Source organism: Candidatus Rickettsia mendelii (assembly GCF_057543435.1).
The window spans coordinates 136,963-154,813 of record NZ_BTGX01000011.1 but is presented as its reverse complement, the minus strand read 5'-3'; the positions used below and the strand labels follow the sequence as shown (position 1 = coordinate 154,813).

Below are 17,851 nucleotides of genomic sequence, written 5' to 3'. Positions count from 1 at the left end.
GAATTTTATGGAATAAAATTTTAATAAATTAAGTCTAAATAACCAGTAATTAAATCTCATAATTATGCAAAAAATAGTAAGATTAAAAAATATCAAAATAGGTAATGATTTACCATTTGTTCTAATTGCAGGGCCGTGTCAGATTGAAGGACAAGATCATGCTCTATTTATGGCAGAAAAACTTGTTAAATTGACTAGCAAGCTTAATATTCCTTTTATTTATAAATCTTCTTTTGATAAAGCTAACAGAACCTCTATAAGCGGAGTTAGAGGTCTTGGTATTGACAAAGGTTTAGAAATCTTATCAAAAGTAAAAACTGAGTTTAATTGTCCTATTGTTACTGATGTTCATACAGAGAGTCAATGTGCTGAAACAGCTAAAGTAGTAGATATTTTACAAATCCCAGCATTTTTGTGTAGACAGACTGACTTGCTGCGATCAGCAGCAAAAACTGGTAAAGTAGTAAAAGTAAAAAAAGGACAGTTTCTAGCACCTTGGGATATGAAAAATGTATATGCAAAACTAAAAGCTTTTGGAACGCAAGATATATTATTCACTGAGCGTGGTACATGTTTTGGCTATAATAATTTGATATCTGATATGCGTAGTCTTGCAATAATGGCAGAGTTAAATGTACCTGTAGTTTTTGATGCTACTCATTCTGTTCAGCAACCCGGAGGATTAGGAGGTAGTAGTGGAGGAGAGAGAAAATATGTAGAGTTACTCGCAAGAGCAGCAATAACTGTAGGTATTGCTGCTCTTTATATGGAGGTACATCAAGACCCCAATAATGCTCCAAGCGATGGTCCATGTATGATTAAGCTAGATAATTTAGAATCTATTTTGATTAAGATTAAAAAATATGATGACATTACAAAAGAAAAATAATCTTTATGACCTTTTAAAATACCTTGTATAACATTTAATTATGCTTTTATAGATAAATGTTCGGAATTGATGTTAGAACTGTAAGCATAACCAATGATCGTGTAGAAAAAACAATTATTATTATTAAAAATTCAAAGCCTACAAGTTTAAGGGATAGTAGTGAAGCATTACCTGTTACACTAGTAATGCTTGTTCATATTGCAAAGGAGTTACCGCAGCCACATTTTGCTTTAGCTTGTGGGTTACTAACGTTGAAATATGAGCTACCAAGCTCCTCTATAAAATCTAGAGTGCAATTTAGCATAAATTTTTTAGAGATAGAATCAATAATAACAGTAGCAGTATGCTTAGTAACGATATAATCATCTTGTTCTATAGTATCTCTTGAGACTAGTTCATAATTATACATAAGACCTGAGCAGCCACCACTATCAACAGAAACTCTCAGTACTAAATTTTTATCTTGTTCTAGCTCTATTAATTCATTAACTCTTTTAAAAGCTTTATCAGTAATTGTTATCGTCACTAAAATAACCTTGTAAAAACCTTCTTAATTATATAGTATGTTTGGTATCTTTTCAAGTAGAGAGTAGTAATGCTTGCTTCATATGCTTCTGATCCGCGTAAAAGCAGAGGTAGATTATATAGAGAAATCCCAACATCTTATAGGAATGAATTTGAACGTGACCGCGATCGCATTATCCATACTAATGCATTTAGGCGTTTGCAATATAAAACTCAGGTTTTTATTAATCATGAAGGAGATCATTATAGAAATAGATTAACTCATTCTCTGGAGGTTTCAACTGTTGCGCGTTCGATTGCTAATACTTTAAATTTATCAAGTGATTTAGCTGAAACAATAGCGCTTGCTCATGATCTTGGTCATACACCTTTTGGTCATGCAGGAGAGAGAGCTTTAAATGAATGTATGAAAGAGTATAATGGCTTTTCGCATAATGCTCAATCTTTGAAGATATTAACACTCCTTGAAAAAAGATATGCTGCTTATCAAGGAGTGAATCTAACATGGGAAGTTTTGGAAGGAATCGTAAAACATAATGGACCCATAATTGGGGAAATAAATGACTATATAGCACAGTATAATCAACAAAATGATTTAGAGCTTAATACATATGCATCAGCAGAAGCACAAATAGCAGCACTTGCTGATGATATTAGTTATATTTCACATGACTTGGAAGATAGTATTGGTGCTAAAATTATCGATTTTAATAGTCTCACTGAACTTACATATATTGATCAACATGTTTTTGAGCTCAAATCACAATTTAAGAATATTAACTCTTCCTGTCTAATTTATGAGGTAGCACGTAAGCTAATGCATGAGCTGATTACCGATTTATTATGGCAAACAAAAGCTAATTTAAACAAAGAAAAAATCACTAATATAGATGAAATACGTAACTTAAATTACCCAATAGTTGATTTTACAGAAAAAACTAATAAACGTATTGGAGAGATTAAAAAGTTTCTGCACGAGCGAGTTTATAAAAGTAATAAAATTATGGCAATAAGCCTTAAATGTAGTAAAATTGTACAAGGCTTATTTAAGGTTTATACAGATGATATTAATTTATTGCCGGTTAATTGGAAAATGCAAATAGAATCTAATGAAACACATAGTAAAGCTAGAGTGATTGCTGATTATATAGCAGGTATGACTGATCGCTTTGCTATTCAGGAATATAATCAGCTTTGTTCTCTGAATTTTAATAATATCTAAATAACACTAAACTTAAATTATGAATATATTTAATCAATTGAAACGAGACATAATTGCTGCTAGCATGCAATTATATAATAATCAAGAAATAGCAAATACTGCTACTATTGAAACTCCAAAAGATAATTTTAACGGTGATTTGTCAAGTAATATTGCGATGATCATTGCTGCTAAAGAAAATATTCCTCCTCGTGAAGTTGCTTTAAAGTTTAAAGAAATTCTCATAACATTACCTTATATTGCAAGTATAGAAATAGCAGGATCAGGTTTTATTAATTTTACTATAAAAGCTGAAAGTTGGCATGATACAATTAAAAATATTCTACAGTATGAAGAAAAGTTTTTTGAAATTGATATAGATAAAAGCAAAAATATTAATATTGAGTATGTTTCAGCAAATCCTACAGGTCCAATGCATATAGGTCATGCAAGGGGAGCAGTATATGGTGATGTGCTTGCAGAAATCCTCAAAAAAGTAGGCTACACGATCACAAAAGAATATTATGTTAATGACGCAGGTTCACAAATAAATGATTTAGTCAATACTGTAATATTACGTTATAAAGAGGCTTTAGGTAAAAAAATTACTATATCTTCTGGTTTATATCCTGGAGAGTATTTAATACCACTTGGGCAAATTCTAGCTCAAGAATATGGTAATAAATTATTAAATATGGATGAAGTAGAAAGATTTAAAATAGTAAAAAGTTTTGCTGTAGAAAAGATGCTTGATTTAAATAAAGAAGATTTAAAAGAGCTAGGTATCAAACATGATATATTTTTCTCTGAGCAGTTATTACATGATAATGGTGAAATAGAAAAAACTGTTAAATTGCTTACTGATATGGGATTAATTTATAAAGGTGTATTACCTGCACCTAAAGGTAAAGTTCATGAAGAATGGGAAAATAAAACTCAAAAATTATTTAAATCTACTAAATATGGTGATAGTCAAGATCGCCCTCTAGAGAAAGCTGATGGAAGTTGGTCATATTTTGCTTCTGATCTCGCATATGCTAAAGATAAAATAGAGCGAGGAGCTAATCACTTGATTTATATACTTGGTGCTGATCATAGTGGATATGTTAAAAGAATTGAGGCGGTTGTTAAGGCTCTAGGTAAAGATCAAGTTAAGGTAGATGTTAAAATCTGTCAATTAGTGAATTTTGTTGAAAACGGCATACCGGTGAAAATGTCGAAACGTCTTGGAAGTTTTGCTAGTGTGCGAGATGTAAATCATGAGGTTGGGAAAGATATCATAAGATTTATGATGTTAACAAGACAAAATGATAAACCATTTGATTTTGATTTAGTAAAAGTAAAAGAGCAATCAAAGGAGAATCCTATATTCTATGTACAATATGCACATGTTAGAACTATATCAATTTTATCAAAAGCTATGAAATTAATGCCAGAATCTTATAATAGTTTTGAAGCTAATGAGTATGATTTATCGCTATTATCATCAGAAGAAGAAATAGAGATAATCAAGCTTTTAGCTGCTTGGACAAAAACCTTGGAAGCTTCTGCAAAATATTTTGAACCACATCGTATAGCATTTTATTTAATAAATTTAGCTTCAAAATTTCATGCTTTATGGAATTTCGGTAAAGAAAATAATGACTATAGATTTATAATTGAAAGCAATAAAGCATTAACTACTGCACGTCTTGCTCTTGCTAAAGCTATACAAAAGATTATAACTAGTGGGCTTGAAGTGATAGGTGTAAATCCAATGAGAAAAATGTAATCAATACATATATCAATTATGATTAACAATGTTTTTATTAAAATATTTCTAGTAATTTTAATAGGCATTTCTAGTATTTATTGTGCTTATCAATATTATCATGATAGTAAACCTATAATTACTATTTATCCAGATGAAACACTGACAAAAATAAAGCCTTTTGAAATAGATAATATTTCTTCATTGTCATTGTACAGTACAATATACGAGAACCTTATTTCTCAAGATATAAATGTTAAAACTGTTAGACTGCTTCCTGAGCCCGAAAAACCTATTAATATAGCCTCACGCAATCAAAGTGATGAACGTTCAAATATAGATCTTTTTAAGGAAATATACAATTTAGTTTCCTTAATAGAACCAAATAATAATCTAGAAAATAAAGTTTCATATGAGCAAATAGGAGCTGAAAAAAATGAAACCGGTTTAAATATAATAAGACTTAATAAAGTAAGTAATGATTATAGTAATAATATCAAACACTATAAGAACCCTAGAAGTTATAAAGTACAGCTTGGCTCAGTAAAATCTGAAATGGAAGCAATAAAAGAAGGAGAGAGAATAAAAAAGAAATTCCCAAAAATCCTTAAGAATGTTGTTATCACAACTAAAAAAGTTAAATATGATGATGGAAAATTTTTCTATTTAATACTCGCTGGTGATTATGATCATATCAGCCAAGCTAAAGTAGTTTGTAAGAAATTAGCGTATAATAAACAAAGTTGCATGTTGAAGTGATCATGTGATTGTGTGGCTTGAGAATGATGTTATCCAGCGATCTGGGGGTCTCAGTGGATAAAAAGCATCATATAGGAATAAAATAGAGCCATACAGACAACTCTATAATAAGAAAATACTCTATGAAAGAAACAAAAATAGAAAATATTGATTTTGGTAGTGCATTATCAGAACGTTATCTTGCTTATGCCTTATCAACTATCATGTCACGTTCACTTCCTGATGTGCGTGATGGACTGAAACCTGTACATCGTAGATTATTATATGCAATGTTACAGCTAAGACTTGAGCCAAACTCTAGCTATAAAAAATGTGCAAGAGTAGTTGGTGATGTAATCGGTAAATACCATCCCCATGGTGATGGTGCCGTATATGATACTTTAGTACGTCTGGCACAACATTTTTCACTACGTTATCCATTAATTGATGGGCAAGGTAATTTCGGCTCTATTGATGGTGATAATGCAGCAGCAATGCGTTATACCGAATCGCGTATGACTGAAATATGTATGTTATTAATGGAGGATATCGACAAAGATACAGTAGATTTTCGTTCTACATATGATGATTCAGATTTAGAACCAATAATAATGCCAGCAAGTTTTCCAAATTTGCTGGCAAATGGTTCTGAAGGTATAGCGGTTGGTATGGCAACTAACATTCCGCCACATAATTTACATGAATTATGTGATGCTTTGATGTATTTAATTGATTATCCAAAAGCTGAAGTTACCGATATCATGAATTTTATCAAAGGTCCTGATTTTCCAACAGGCGGTATTATTATTGATAAAGCTGAAGTTATTAATAGTGCATATAGCACAGGGCGTGGTAGTTTTAGAGTTAGAGCTAGGTGGAAAAAGGAAGAATTAAGTTATGGTGCATATCAGATAGTTGTAACCGAAATACCTTATCAGATTCAAAAATCAAAACTTATAGAGCAAATAGCAATATTGCTGAAGGATAAGAAAATACCGCTTGTTAGTAATATCAGAGATGAATCTACTGATATTATTAGATTGATTATTGAACCGAGAGATCGTAACTGTGATCCACACATAGTGATGGAGTCATTATTTAAATTAACAAATTTAGAAAGCCGGGTCCAGTTAAACATGAATGTAATTGGTAGTAATAATGTACCAAAAGTGATGAATATTTTAGAAATATTACAAGAATTTCTAACACATAGACAAAATATTGTTAATCGTAGGTCAACATATCTTTTAAATAAAATCAAACATCGCTTAGAAATTTTAGAAGGGCTTAGAATAGCTTATTTAAATCTTGATGAAATCATTAAGATTATTCGTGAAGAAGATGAACCTAAAGCGATAATGATAAAGCAGTTTAAATTAATAGCAATTCAAGTAGAAGCGATATTAAATACAAGGCTTCGTTCACTGCGTAAACTTGAAGAGCAAGAAATTACTAATGAGTATAGTAATTTACAGAAACAACAAGCAATATTAGAAGAAATCTTAAATAATCCTAAAGAATTATGGAAAGTAGTTAAGAAAGAAATAAAAGCAGTACAAACAAAATTTAGCTTAAATACAGTAATCGGAGTTCGTCGCACTAGCTTTGAAGAAATAAATATTACAAATCAAGTAGTTGACATAACAGCTTTTGTTACTAAAGAAGCCATTACAATTATCTGCTCGAAGATGGGATGGGTGCGTTCATTAAAAGGTCATAATAATGATTTATTAAATGTTAAGTACAAAGAAGGTGATACAGAAAAGTTTATTCTAGAAGCATATACTACTGACAGAATATTAATAATCAGTTCAGAAGGAAGATTTTTCACTTTACTTGCTGATAATATTTCTAAAAGTAAAGGAAGCGGCGAATCTATAAAACTCCTTGTGGATATAGGTAATAATGATATCATCAATATTTTAGTTTATAAAGCAAATCAGCTATTATTACTTGCAAGCAGCAATGGTAAGGGGTTTTTAGTTAATTCAAATGAAGTAATAGCACAAACTAAAACAGGTAAGCAAATTATGAATGTACCAAGTGGTCATATATGTATAGCTTGCTTACCTGTAAATGGTGATGTCGTAGCTTGTATTGGTGAGAACCGAAAGTTGCTTGTATTTAATATAGATGAAATACCTGAAATGAAAAAAGGACAAGGCGTGACATTACAAAAATTTAAAAATGCACGACTTCTAGATATTAAAATATTTAATAAGAAAGATGGCTTAAGCTGGACTAGCAGTGGGAAGGTGCGAACTGAGAAAGACATTATTGGATTTTTAGCAAAAAGAGGTACAAACGGTAAACTAGCACCTATAGGTTTTCCAAAAAATAATATATTTTCATAATAATATACAAATTGGTGAATTGCTGGTGTTATCTGAACTCAGAAAAGTTTATTGCCCTCACCAGGATAAATTACTTAAATATTTATTCTACAGGGAAAACAAGAACCTAGTAAAAGGCTATAAAAGCCTATTTTCTTGGCCCCCTGCTTTCTGTAGGAACATTTTTAGGTAACAAGGCCATCAACATATGGAATGTATATCAATCTACATACGCAACAATGATATCAAAAAAGCAATAACAATTTTTAGATACTAACATTAAAACTTAAGCTTTGTCCCTATAAGGCCAACTGTACCTTTAGTTTTCTTATTAGGTGCCTCAGGATAATATACAGGTCTCCCTTTAGCTTGGAAATAAGAAACTTCAGCATATGGTAATAAACCTGGCATAATTTTATACTCAGTAGCTAAACTAACAGTATCAATAGTATTTTTATACTTTGAAGATTTGAAATATCCAAGGCTTGTTTTAATAGGACCCTGACCATAAGCAACAGATCCATTATAATAGTAAGTATCACGACCAACTTTATGGTATTCTCTTGCAGTTAAGCTTTTTCCTAAATTACCGTAAGAAGCACTACAAGAAAAGTTACCGTAGGTAAAAACAGCTCCAAGATTATAAGCTTTTAAATTAGAAAGCTTATAAGTATTAAGCACTTGAATTTTATCATTATCCTTTTTAGAGTGAACAAGACGACGGGCAGGTTTACCATACTCTCCAGTAACAGATAATTTAAAATCTACATCGTCACTAATCTCATGCTCATAAGTTAAACCAGTAGACAATGAATCTCTTATATTCTGGTTTATAGTCATAGTTTCACCATCTGGTAATGTTATTAGCATTATCCCAGTTCTAGATTTACTAACTCCTGTTCTGCTATGATTTAAAAATGTTAGATTATTTATATCTTTATTACCACCAGTATTAGCTGAATCTGGAGTATAAGATATACCTACTTGAAAACCTTGCATTTTAGGTGTAAAAAAATTAACTTTTCTAGCTGCTTCAGCTTTAATATTAATTTGGCCACAATTATCAGAAAATGATTCAATAATAAAATTAGAGTTAGTATCAAAATCAGGATTTATATTGTTATATCTCATGTACTGTCCGTCAAGTAAAGCATACCTATACCACCCTCCGGTTCCAGCTGCTACATTGTTACCAGTAATACGCATCTTAGCACCGGCATCATAAGGAGAACCTAATTCCACTTTACCGCAACTAGTTTCAATGAAAATATGTGAACCGTTATAACTTGTAGATGTTTTCGCTCTAGTAGTAGGTTGAAGTACTATTTTGGCTCCTGCTGTTATATCATTTATAGTTTTAGTAATAGTTGCTGCAAAAGCTGCTTCTGTATAAAATCCTAACTTTTTTTTATTATCTGTTACATTATTTTCAAATAGAGTTAAATGACTTTGATTTGAATAACCACTTTCAAATTCATAAAATCCTTCTAATTTTATTTTGGTATCAGAACTAGAAATGACAGGATCTGAATTTTTGTCTGCAAAACTAACTGATGCAAAACAAATAATACTTGTTAATAATAATTTTTTCATTTTAAAACCTCATAAAGCCTAAACATTATATATATACAAAACTTGAAAGATAAATTTTTTTAGTTAAACATAACTAACAATGGTTGAGTATAATAATACCCTTAAAAACTAACAATAAATAATTCGTTTAATTTGTAATTATATTGAATCTTAAATAAATTAATGTTGCATTATTATCATTGCTATTATTCTAATAATTTTAGACTCTTAGTTTAAAAGAAAAATTTTGTACTGTAAATAATTATATGTTATAATTATTAGTTTATTAATTAAAATCAAGTTTTGACTATGGCTATAATGTCAGATAAATGGATAAAAGAAGTTGTTATAAATCAAGGTATGATTAAGCCTTTTATAGAAAAACAAGTAAGAGTTCATAATAAAGAAAAAATTATTTCTTATGGTTTATCTTCTTATGGTTATGATGCTAGAGTGTCTAGTGAATTTAAAATATTTACCAATATTAATTCTACTACGGTTGATCCAAAAAATTTTAATAAGTATAATTTAGTTGATAGAGAAGTAGATGTGTGTATTATTCCACCTAATAGTTTTGCACTTGGAAGAACTATAGAATATTTTAAAATACCGCGTGATATATTAGTTATTTGTGTCGGCAAATCTACTTATGCAAGATGTGGTATAATAGTAAACGTGACACCATTAGAGCCGGAATGGGAAGGGCATGTAACTTTAGAGTTCTCTAATACTACTCCATTACCAGCTAAGATATATGCACATGAGGGAGCTTGTCAGTTTCTGTTTTTAAAAAGTGATCAAATTTGTGATACTTCATATGCTGATCGACAAGGAAAATATATGAAACAGTTAGGCATAACTTTACCATTAACATAATTCTTGATTTTTATGTAAAAAATTTATTTATCCTTACTATAAAAGTAACATCTAAAGTGTAATTTTAAGTAAGTAATTATAAATGTTTAAAGTATAAAGGTATATATTTATTTTTAATAAGGATTTTTATGACTACAATAAATAATGATACAAATGATGTGATACCTCATATTTCTGTTAATGCACAATATATAAAAGATTTATCTCTTGAGAACCCTTCTGCACCATCTTCTCTTGCAGCTTTGGATCAGCGTCCTCAAATTGATTTATCTCTTGATATAAATATTACTAATTTATTAGAAGAAAATTTCTATGAAGTGGAATTAAATATTGAAGCAATTGCAAGAAATGAAAAATATAAATTATTTCAGATAGAACTAAAATATGCAGGGGTATTTAATTTAATTAATATTTCTTCTGAACAACATCCAATTTTATTATCTGCTCATTGTCCAGCAATGATATTTCCATTTGCTAGAAAAATTATAGCTAGCTGTACTCAAGATGCCGGATTCCAGCCTTTAATGATAGATCCTATAGATTTTGGTGCTTTATATCATAAAAAAATGTTGGAGCATCAAAACTAAGAAAATCATTTTATTATTTAGTTAATTTCATGTTAAGTATCATGATTTTGTAAGTCATAGAATAGGCCTTAATATAGATAGAGCTTAATAGTAAAAATTTTATCAATATGATTGAATATTCTTTACTTATGTGCTTAATAAATGTATAAAGCACTAGATAAAAATTGTAATTATAGCACAATATAAAAATTGAATTTTATGGAGAAAGTACAATGAGAGTTTTGTTAATTGAAGATGAACCGGAAATGGCTAATTTAATTGAGCTAACTCTAGCATCGGAGGGCATAGTTTGTGATAAAGTTTCAGTTGGTTTAGATGGGTTAAGACTAGGTAAGTTAGGCAAGTATGATTTAATAATCTTAGATCTTATGTTACCTGATATTAATGGTTTTGAAATATTACTAAGACTGCGTGCTGCAAAAATAAAAACTCCCATTTTAATTTTATCTAGCTTGAAGGATACAGATCAAAAAATTACTGGGTTTTCTTCAGGGGCTGATGATTATTTAACTAAGCCATTTGTAAGGGAAGAATTAATTGCTAGGATTAAAGCTATAGTTAGGCGTTCTAAAGGGCATGCAGCATCAGTGTTTAGATTTGATAAAGTTAGCGTAAACTTAGATATTAGAAGTGTAGAAGTCGATGATAAGAAAGTACATTTAACAAACAAAGAATATGCTATTTTAGAACTATTAATATTAAGAAGAGGCACAATCTTAACTAAAGAAATGTTCTTAAATCATTTGTATAGTAGTGTTGATGAACCAGAAATGAAGATTATAGATGTATTTATTTGTAAACTGCGTAAAAAGTTAAGTGATGCTGCCGGTGGTAAAGATTATATTGATACAGTATGGGGGCGTGGCTATATGCTAAAAGAATATGATGAATTACAACAAAAAGAAGGGGCATAATAATGCCTTTATCTGGTTCTCTACTTGGTAAAACAAGTATTTATAAGAATAATTATGATTCAACATTATTATTTAAGATTCCACGTATAAATTATCGAAATAAATTTGGGATAAATAGTAATAATCTTTCATTTTACGGTGTAGATATTTGGAATGCATATGAACTGTCTTGGCTTAATAAAAACGGCAAACCATGTGTTGGAATCGGTACTTTTTATATACCAGCGACTTCTTTGAATATCGTAGAATCAAAATCGTTTAAGCTATATTTAAATTCTTTCAATAATTCCATAGTTCATTCTATAGATGAATTGGAGCGAATTATTTTACGAGACTTAAGTAATGCTACGCAGGCTGAAATATCAGGCAAATTATCACCGATAAATACGAAAATAGAGTTTGGTGAAGTAAATGGTAGAAATATTGATGATTTGGATATAGAATGTAATAATTACAGTTTACCTGATAATAGGTTAATTGAATATGAAGATCTTATTGTAGAAGAGGATATTAATTCTAATTTACTAAAAACCAATTGTTTAGTAACTGGTCAACCTGATTGGGGTACAATCTTTATAAAATATAAAGGAAGAAAATTAAAACATGATTCTCTTCTAAAATATCTAATATCTTTTAGGAATTGTAGTGAGTTTGCAGAGCAGTGTGCTGAACGTATTTTTACAGATATTAAAAATGCTATAAATCCTGATTTTCTTTCTATTTATATAGTATACACTAGGCGTGGTGGAATTGATATTTGTCCATACCGTTCTACTGATAAAAATTATAATTTACCTAGTAATAAAAGACTCATTAGACAATAGGGCTCTTGTTTGTTTTAAAGTTAATCTTTATATATTCTTATTTTCTTCTGATTTTTTATTTATTAAAGTTATAATATAAAAATATATAAATTACCTTCTATCGAAGGTAGATGTTACTTCTTACTATTGATACTCTAAACAATGAAATATTTTATGTTATGATTCTTTTGTAGGATTTTGTATAGTTCTAAGGCTTCCTACTGTTTTATTTAGATCTACTTGACTACAGATCCCCAGTAATACAGGATCACGAGGACGGATAGAATTCATATTCCAATGAGTACGTGCTCTGATAGCATTAATAGTAGTTTTAGTAGTACCAATTAGTTTAATTATTTGATGATCTTGGATATTTGGATAATTAGATAACAACCAATATATAGCATCAGGTTTATCTTGACGTCTTGCTATAGGAATATATTTAGCACGCTGCTTTTTTTGATTTTTCATTAATTCATCAGCTGGGCTATATGAAATTTGCAAACTAGCATTAGGGTCTTTACTACAACGTTCAATTTCCTCTAAAGTTAATTGATCGTTTGCAATCGGATTAAGACCTTTTATAGATTGGGCTACTTCTCCATCTGCCATACCTTTTATTTCAAACTCATGTATACCACAAAAATCAGCAATTTGCTTAAAAGTTAAAGAAGTATTTTCAATTAACCACACAGCTGTAGCTTTTGGCAAGAGTGGTAATATTTTTTGTGAATTCATGATTATTGGTTTTTGGCTTAACTTAAGAAATTATAACAAATGGAACTATTTAAGTCAATCTGCATTTAAAAACTTAATGACTTCTTGAATTACTTTCTTAGCATCACAAAATAAAACAATATAACGTTTAATAAATAAAAAAGTGGTATGCTTTTCTAACATTTAACATCAGTATACTGTAATTAAGTATTTGGATCATTATTAGCTCCAGGATTTATTATGTCATCTATTAATATTAGTAATAAACTCTTTAGTTATTTATATTCACAACAGTCAATATGTTCAGGTATCTTAATAGCTACATGATATACAACAAATTACGTTAATATCTAGTTACTCAATATATTGATATCTCTTTATAACATGCTGATATGCAATATCATAGAACGGGACAATCGGCATTGATGGCTTAAAAAGGTTGCAGCTACACTATCCTGCAAATTAATCATAAAATAATCATAAAATCTTCAAAGAGACTATCACATGTTAATTCTATAAATAATGTAAACTACAGCATAACATTTTGAATATTTTGCCATGTAATAATAAGATGCCCCAAGTTATGGCTAGTATACTAACACATTTAGAAAGTAAATCCTATACCTACAGAAATTATTAAAGGATTAATTTTAGCTTTCGATATAACAGTTTTAATGCCTACTAAACTTGGCTTATATTCAACTTTAGGATTTAAATAAAATTGCCTTATGTCAAAATTAATTAAAGTATCATCTTTAGCATAAAAATCTATACCTATTTGTCCTACAATACCATGTCCATTTCTAATTTTAATACCACTAGCCTGAGTAATCATATATGAACCGTGATAACCTACACCTATATAAGGTCTTATACCACCGTATGGGGCTATATGAAATTGCCCGGTCACTGTAGCAGGGATCATATAAACAGGTTTATGTTTACCAAGATTTGCAGCAATGCCGTAATTATAAGAGACATTAGAAATTGATGCATATTTAGTACGTAAAATATTAAAACCAAGAGCTAATTCAGTAGCTAAATAATTATTAAAGAATATAGTAGTAGATGCATCACCACCATAACCATTTTTTATAAATTCACCTACAGAAACTGGCTGAGGAACTGTAGGAGTAGGTAATCCTTTTTGTTTAGTAATAGAAAGAACACCACCTAGACGTACCTTAAAAATTAAGCTTCCCTCATTTTCATAATATGGAGTACTATCATAGTATGGAGCAGAATCTACATCATCATATGTAGTTTCAGCAAAACTATTAATACTTATACATGATACAAACAAAACTATAGTTAAATCCATAAGGTTTGCTGCAAGTAAATTCTTTATGACTCGCCTGTGCTTACATACTTTCACACGTTGTGCAGTCTTGCTTTTAAATTCATCTTGTCTGAAGCGACCGAGAATATGCTGCCATACTAATTTTTTAGCTATTTTTATCATAAAATTATAACCTTATACTTGCTTAAAATTGATTAATATACTATAAAACTTCCATTTATGTATCTTCAAAACAAAAGATAAAAGTCTTTCATACTAAAAGTCAAGATATTTAAATAAAATTTATAGAAATTATTGGAGCATGTTTATTAATGAATGATGCATTAAAAACGTATTTAACGGGTATAGGATGGTTCTTACTTAGTTTAGTAAGTAGCACTGCTAATGATGTAATGTCTAAATATCTTGGAACTAGGTTACATAGCTTTGAAGTAGCTTTTTTCCGTTTTCTTTTTAGTGCTTTAATTTTGTTACCTTTTATTGCTTATTACGGCAAAAGTACTTTAAAGACAAGCCATTCCTTTGCTCATATATTAAGAGGATTATTATTATTTTTGGGTATGACTTCATGGACTTACGGTCTTACTATTGCGCCCATTACAACAGCAACTGTAATAAGTTTTTCTATACCTTTATTTACTTTAGTACTCGCAGTATTTTTTCTTAACGAGAATATTATTTGGCAAAGGTGGGTAGTAACTATAGTAGGATTTATAGGGCTTATTATCACGCTTAAGCCTCATACTGAGGATTTTAATCCTGAAATTTTATATTTTGTTTTAGCAGCTCTTTCGTTTGCTATGCTTGATATTATTAATAAAAAGTTTGTAATAAAAGAATCAATGATTAGTATGTTATTTTATTCAGCAATAGTGACTGCTATAGTATCTGTGCCAGTAGCGTCTAAGTATTGGTTGACTCCAAGTAGTTTTGAGCTAGCTTTATTGTTTGTACTTGGTAGTAGCGGAACTCTGATATTATTCTTTTTACTTAAGGCTTTTTCTATGGTAGATGCAACTGCCACTGCCCCCTATAGATATTTAGAGTTGGTAATTTCAGCATTAGCTGCGTATTTAATATTTAATGAATTTCCTAATAAAAACACGCTTCAGGGAGCAATTATCATAATTCCTACAACTTTATTTATAATATATTCTGAGAAAAGAGCTATGAGCAGAAAAAATGAATCGAAGTAAATTAGTATTTTTAAGCAGTATAGCTAATACATTTGAGTGGTATGATTATGTCCTATTTGGTTATTTTGCTCCAATAATTGGAGCAAAATTTTCCCCAAATGATGATAATAATACTTCTTTATTACAAGCTTTCTTAGTGTTTGCTATAGGTTATTTAGCAAGACCTCTAGGAGGTATATTTTTTGGTATTATTGGTGATAAATTTGGCAGAAAAGCAGCTTTAACTAGTGCACTATTTTGTATGTCTGCACCAACTGTGTTAATCGGAATATTGCCTACTTATCATACTATCGGTATAACTGCAACTATATTAATGATTATAGTTAGAATTCTGCAAGGATTATCAATGGGCGGTGCTCTTACAGGCTCTATCTCGTTTATTATAGAGCATACTCACCCTAAATATCGAGGTTTTACCGGCAGTATTTCAATGTCTAGCATATGTTACGGTTTATTACTTGGCTCATTTATTTCTTACATAGTTAAAAATATCTTAACTGTTTCACAATTTGATAGCTTTGGTTGGAGAATACCTTTCTTATTGGGCTTTTTTATTCTTTTTGCAGCATTTTATATTAAAAATCATACTCAAGAAACACCAAACTTTAAAAATTTAAAAGAGCAAAAAAAGATTTTACATTCACCACTAAAAAAAGCTATTTCTAAATATTGGTTTGATATATTAATTTCAATTTTTATTAATGCACCAGGCTCAATAATATTTTATCTACATGCGATTTATTTAGTATCTTTTTTAAAGATTAGTCGTGATTTCACTGAAAATGAAGTAAATAGCCTCACTAGCTTCTGTTATATAATTATGGTAGCTGTAACATTAATAAGTGGTTATCTATCTGATATTGTAGGGCGCAGAAAAATTTTTGTAATTAATCTTATAATTATTATTATAACAACACCATTTTTACTTAATAATTTTGAGTTAGGTAATTTTAATGCCGTAATTATCTCACAATGTATATTAGCGATACTCGCAGCTAGCTACATTGGCCCTGAACCAGCTTTGCAAGCAGAATTCTATCCAACTAATATTCGTAATACTGCTCTATCGCTTTCATATAATACTGCTACTACTATTTTTGGAGGTACAACACCACTTGTGCTAGAATATTTAGTACAAAAAACTGGACATATTACATCTGCAGTTTATTATGTCGTGCTAAGCTGTATTTTAGCATTAATAGCTCTATTTTTTTATAAAAATCGTACCATAGATAAAATAGAATCCTAATGATAGTTAAATAACTATTACAAAAATCTTTACTAAAATTAATATTATGTTTTGCATCTTATTATTTTAAGAACTTTTTGAAAGCTATATTCCTTCCTAGGTAAAATATATAGAGAAAGATGAAGAATGCTGCCTTCTTGTATTCTAAAATACTATACTCCTGATGAAATCATTTATATATAGATTTGGTAGATGATGAGCATAGCTATTCAGATGAAATAATATGATAAATACAAAAATTCTTCTTGATTTAATAGTAAATATATGGCAAAAAGAGTTTGCTATAAAACTCTAGCTACTATAGCTCAGGGGTAGAGCACATCATTGGTAATGATGAGGTCGGGGGTTCAATCCCCCCTAGTAGCACCACAATATGCTTAAAGCTTTATAAAATTTCTTATTTTTTTAGAAATTATATGCTAGTGTTGTGTTTTAAAGTGCTATTAATCTAGTTTCTTTAAAGGTGTTATTGTATGTTTATTTTATGTTAGGTTGTAAATAATATAAAATTAATATATAATTAATACTTAAAATACGGTAATCATTCTATGATAGACATACTTCTTTTTGTACATATTACTATTGCAATATTGCTAATTATAGTTATTCTGATGCAGCGTAGTGGATCAGATGGAATTAGTAGTATAAGCAGCGGCAATAATATGGGAGTAGTCAGTGCTAAAACAGTCGGTAATTTTCTTACTAAAAGTACTATAGTACTTACTGTATTATTTTTAATAAATGCGATTGTACTTGCTAATCTTTCTTCAAGAAAGAAACCTAATCTTGTTTCTAAGATTAATGAAATTGAAGAAAATCAAGCAGAAAATAGTCTACCTATAGCTAAATAATTATAATTAAAAGTACAATATATTTTAAAAAGCTTGATGCAAGCAAATTTTTTAGAGCTTGTCTGTAATCATGTACTTTTATACGTTGCTCATGCCTGTTTTTAAATTTATAACTTTCATCTTATTAATTGGATTAATATAAAGTTTGTATTTCAGTTATAATTACTCGTATCTAATTACCTCAAAACTTATAATTTTCATTTCAAAGTAAAATTGATAGTATGTAACTAAACTTACAACAATAAGCCTCTTGCATAACTTGCTTATAAAGGTAATTTATACATTGTGGTTCTGCAATGTGAACTGTCTTTTTTTATTAGCTATGTTATAAGAGGCTGGATATCATTATC

General features: G+C 29.6%; 16 protein-coding genes and 1 tRNA gene. 13 read left to right on the top strand and 4 right to left on the bottom strand.

The annotated features are described in order from the left end of the window. Positions 1–64 precede the first annotated feature (64 nt). Complete coding sequence (gene kdsA, locus AC27F4_RS02200) at positions 65–889, top strand: 3-deoxy-8-phosphooctulonate synthase (protein WP_487061644.1); 825 nt, start codon at positions 65–67, stop codon at positions 887–889. Positions 890–1,082: 193 nt separating this feature from the next. On the opposite strand, the gene AC27F4_RS02195 is transcribed toward kdsA, so the two are convergent. Next, entirely contained in the window at positions 1,083–1,415 is a 333-nt protein-coding gene (locus tag AC27F4_RS02195) for an iron-sulfur cluster assembly accessory protein (RefSeq protein WP_487061642.1), read from the bottom strand. Positions 1,416–1,484: 69 nt separating this feature from the next. On the opposite strand from AC27F4_RS02195, the gene AC27F4_RS02190 reads away from it, so the two are divergent. From AC27F4_RS02190 to parC, 4 genes are all read left to right on the top strand, one after another. Next, positions 1,485–2,636 carry a deoxyguanosinetriphosphate triphosphohydrolase gene (locus AC27F4_RS02190; RefSeq protein WP_487061640.1) on the top strand — a complete coding sequence of 384 codons (1,152 nt, stop codon included), beginning with the start codon at positions 1,485–1,487 and terminating at the stop codon, positions 2,634–2,636. Between the two features lie 19 nt (positions 2,637–2,655). Continuing rightward, positions 2,656–4,386: an arginine--tRNA ligase gene (gene argS / locus AC27F4_RS02185; protein ID WP_487061638.1), complete on the top strand. Its 1,731-nt coding sequence runs from the start codon at positions 2,656–2,658 to the stop codon at positions 4,384–4,386. An 18-nt stretch (positions 4,387–4,404) separates the two neighbouring features. Beyond that, the gene (locus tag AC27F4_RS02180; RefSeq protein WP_487061636.1) at positions 4,405–5,124 is read left to right on the top strand and encodes an SPOR domain-containing protein; all 720 of its coding nucleotides are present in this window, start codon (positions 4,405–4,407) and stop codon (positions 5,122–5,124) included. A 122-nt stretch (positions 5,125–5,246) separates the two neighbouring features. Then, positions 5,247–7,457, top strand: coding sequence for a DNA topoisomerase IV subunit A (gene parC, locus AC27F4_RS02175; RefSeq protein ID WP_487061634.1), 2,211 nt, complete (start codon positions 5,247–5,249; stop codon positions 7,455–7,457). Between the two features lie 258 nt (positions 7,458–7,715). On the opposite strand, the gene AC27F4_RS02170 is transcribed toward parC, so the two are convergent. Then, positions 7,716–9,029, bottom strand: a complete 1,314-nt coding sequence (locus AC27F4_RS02170) for a porin (RefSeq protein WP_487061632.1) — start codon at positions 9,027–9,029, stop codon at positions 7,716–7,718. A gap of 288 nt (positions 9,030–9,317) precedes the next feature. Here AC27F4_RS02170 and dcd point away from each other — a divergent pair, with 288 nt between their 5' ends. From dcd to queF, 4 genes are all read left to right on the top strand, one after another. Further along, the gene (gene dcd, locus AC27F4_RS02165; RefSeq protein ID WP_487061630.1) at positions 9,318–9,884 is read left to right on the top strand and encodes a dCTP deaminase; all 567 of its coding nucleotides are present in this window, start codon (positions 9,318–9,320) and stop codon (positions 9,882–9,884) included. Positions 9,885–10,012: 128 nt separating this feature from the next. Continuing rightward, positions 10,013–10,471, top strand: a complete 459-nt coding sequence (secB, locus tag AC27F4_RS02160) for a protein-export chaperone SecB (protein WP_487061628.1) — start codon at positions 10,013–10,015, stop codon at positions 10,469–10,471. Positions 10,472–10,683: 212 nt separating this feature from the next. Beyond that, entirely contained in the window at positions 10,684–11,385 is a 702-nt protein-coding gene (gene ctrA, locus AC27F4_RS02155; protein WP_487061626.1) for a response regulator transcription factor CtrA, read from the top strand. A 2-nt stretch (positions 11,386–11,387) separates the two neighbouring features. Further along, positions 11,388–12,209, top strand: a complete 822-nt coding sequence (gene queF, locus AC27F4_RS02150) for an NADPH-dependent 7-cyano-7-deazaguanine reductase QueF (protein ID WP_487061624.1) — start codon at positions 11,388–11,390, stop codon at positions 12,207–12,209. Positions 12,210–12,365: 156 nt separating this feature from the next. On the opposite strand, the gene AC27F4_RS02145 is transcribed toward queF, so the two are convergent. Then, positions 12,366–12,926, bottom strand: a complete 561-nt coding sequence (locus AC27F4_RS02145; RefSeq protein WP_487061622.1) for a cell cycle transcriptional regulator TrcR — start codon at positions 12,924–12,926, stop codon at positions 12,366–12,368. A 583-nt stretch (positions 12,927–13,509) separates the two neighbouring features. Next, a complete protein-coding gene (locus AC27F4_RS02140) occupies positions 13,510–14,226 on the bottom strand; it encodes an OmpW family outer membrane protein (protein ID WP_487061694.1) in 717 nt (238 codons plus the stop codon). 290 nt (positions 14,227–14,516) lie between these two features. On the opposite strand from AC27F4_RS02140, the gene AC27F4_RS02135 reads away from it, so the two are divergent. The 4 genes from AC27F4_RS02135 to secG all read left to right on the top strand — a co-directional run bounded on the left by AC27F4_RS02135 (position 14,517) and on the right by secG (position 17,501). Next, a complete protein-coding gene (locus AC27F4_RS02135; RefSeq protein WP_487061620.1) occupies positions 14,517–15,401 on the top strand; it encodes a DMT family transporter in 885 nt (294 codons plus the stop codon). Further along, positions 15,388–16,650, top strand: a complete 1,263-nt coding sequence (locus AC27F4_RS02130; protein ID WP_487061618.1) for an MFS transporter — start codon at positions 15,388–15,390, stop codon at positions 16,648–16,650. The genes AC27F4_RS02135 and AC27F4_RS02130 overlap by 14 nt, the downstream gene beginning before the upstream one ends. Before the next feature lie 294 nt (positions 16,651–16,944). After that, positions 16,945–17,019, top strand: a tRNA-Thr gene (locus AC27F4_RS02125). A gap of 179 nt (positions 17,020–17,198) precedes the next feature. Continuing rightward, positions 17,199–17,501, top strand: a complete 303-nt coding sequence (gene secG, locus AC27F4_RS02120) for a preprotein translocase subunit SecG (RefSeq protein WP_487061616.1) — start codon at positions 17,199–17,201, stop codon at positions 17,499–17,501. The last annotated feature ends 350 nt before the right edge of the window (positions 17,502–17,851 follow it).

Coding starts and splice junctions, on each gene's coding strand:
- kdsA (WP_487061644.1), top strand. CDS start 65: ATGCAAAAAATAGTAAGATTAAAAAATATCAAAATAGGTAATGATTTA.
- AC27F4_RS02190 (WP_487061640.1), top strand. CDS start 1,485: ATGCTTGCTTCATATGCTTCTGATCCGCGTAAAAGCAGAGGTAGATTA.
- argS (WP_487061638.1), top strand. CDS start 2,656: ATGAATATATTTAATCAATTGAAACGAGACATAATTGCTGCTAGCATG.
- AC27F4_RS02180 (WP_487061636.1), top strand. CDS start 4,405: ATGATTAACAATGTTTTTATTAAAATATTTCTAGTAATTTTAATAGGC.
- parC (WP_487061634.1), top strand. CDS start 5,247: ATGAAAGAAACAAAAATAGAAAATATTGATTTTGGTAGTGCATTATCA.
- AC27F4_RS02170 (WP_487061632.1), bottom strand. CDS start 9,029: ATGAAAAAATTATTATTAACAAGTATTATTTGTTTTGCATCAGTTAGT.
- dcd (WP_487061630.1), top strand. CDS start 9,318: ATGGCTATAATGTCAGATAAATGGATAAAAGAAGTTGTTATAAATCAA.
- secB (WP_487061628.1), top strand. CDS start 10,013: ATGACTACAATAAATAATGATACAAATGATGTGATACCTCATATTTCT.
- ctrA (WP_487061626.1), top strand. CDS start 10,684: ATGAGAGTTTTGTTAATTGAAGATGAACCGGAAATGGCTAATTTAATT.
- queF (WP_487061624.1), top strand. CDS start 11,388: ATGCCTTTATCTGGTTCTCTACTTGGTAAAACAAGTATTTATAAGAAT.
- AC27F4_RS02145 (WP_487061622.1), bottom strand. CDS start 12,926: ATGAATTCACAAAAAATATTACCACTCTTGCCAAAAGCTACAGCTGTG.
- AC27F4_RS02140 (WP_487061694.1), bottom strand. CDS start 14,226: ATGGATTTAACTATAGTTTTGTTTGTATCATGTATAAGTATTAATAGT.
- AC27F4_RS02135 (WP_487061620.1), top strand. CDS start 14,517: ATGAATGATGCATTAAAAACGTATTTAACGGGTATAGGATGGTTCTTA.
- AC27F4_RS02130 (WP_487061618.1), top strand. CDS start 15,388: ATGAATCGAAGTAAATTAGTATTTTTAAGCAGTATAGCTAATACATTT.
- secG (WP_487061616.1), top strand. CDS start 17,199: ATGATAGACATACTTCTTTTTGTACATATTACTATTGCAATATTGCTA.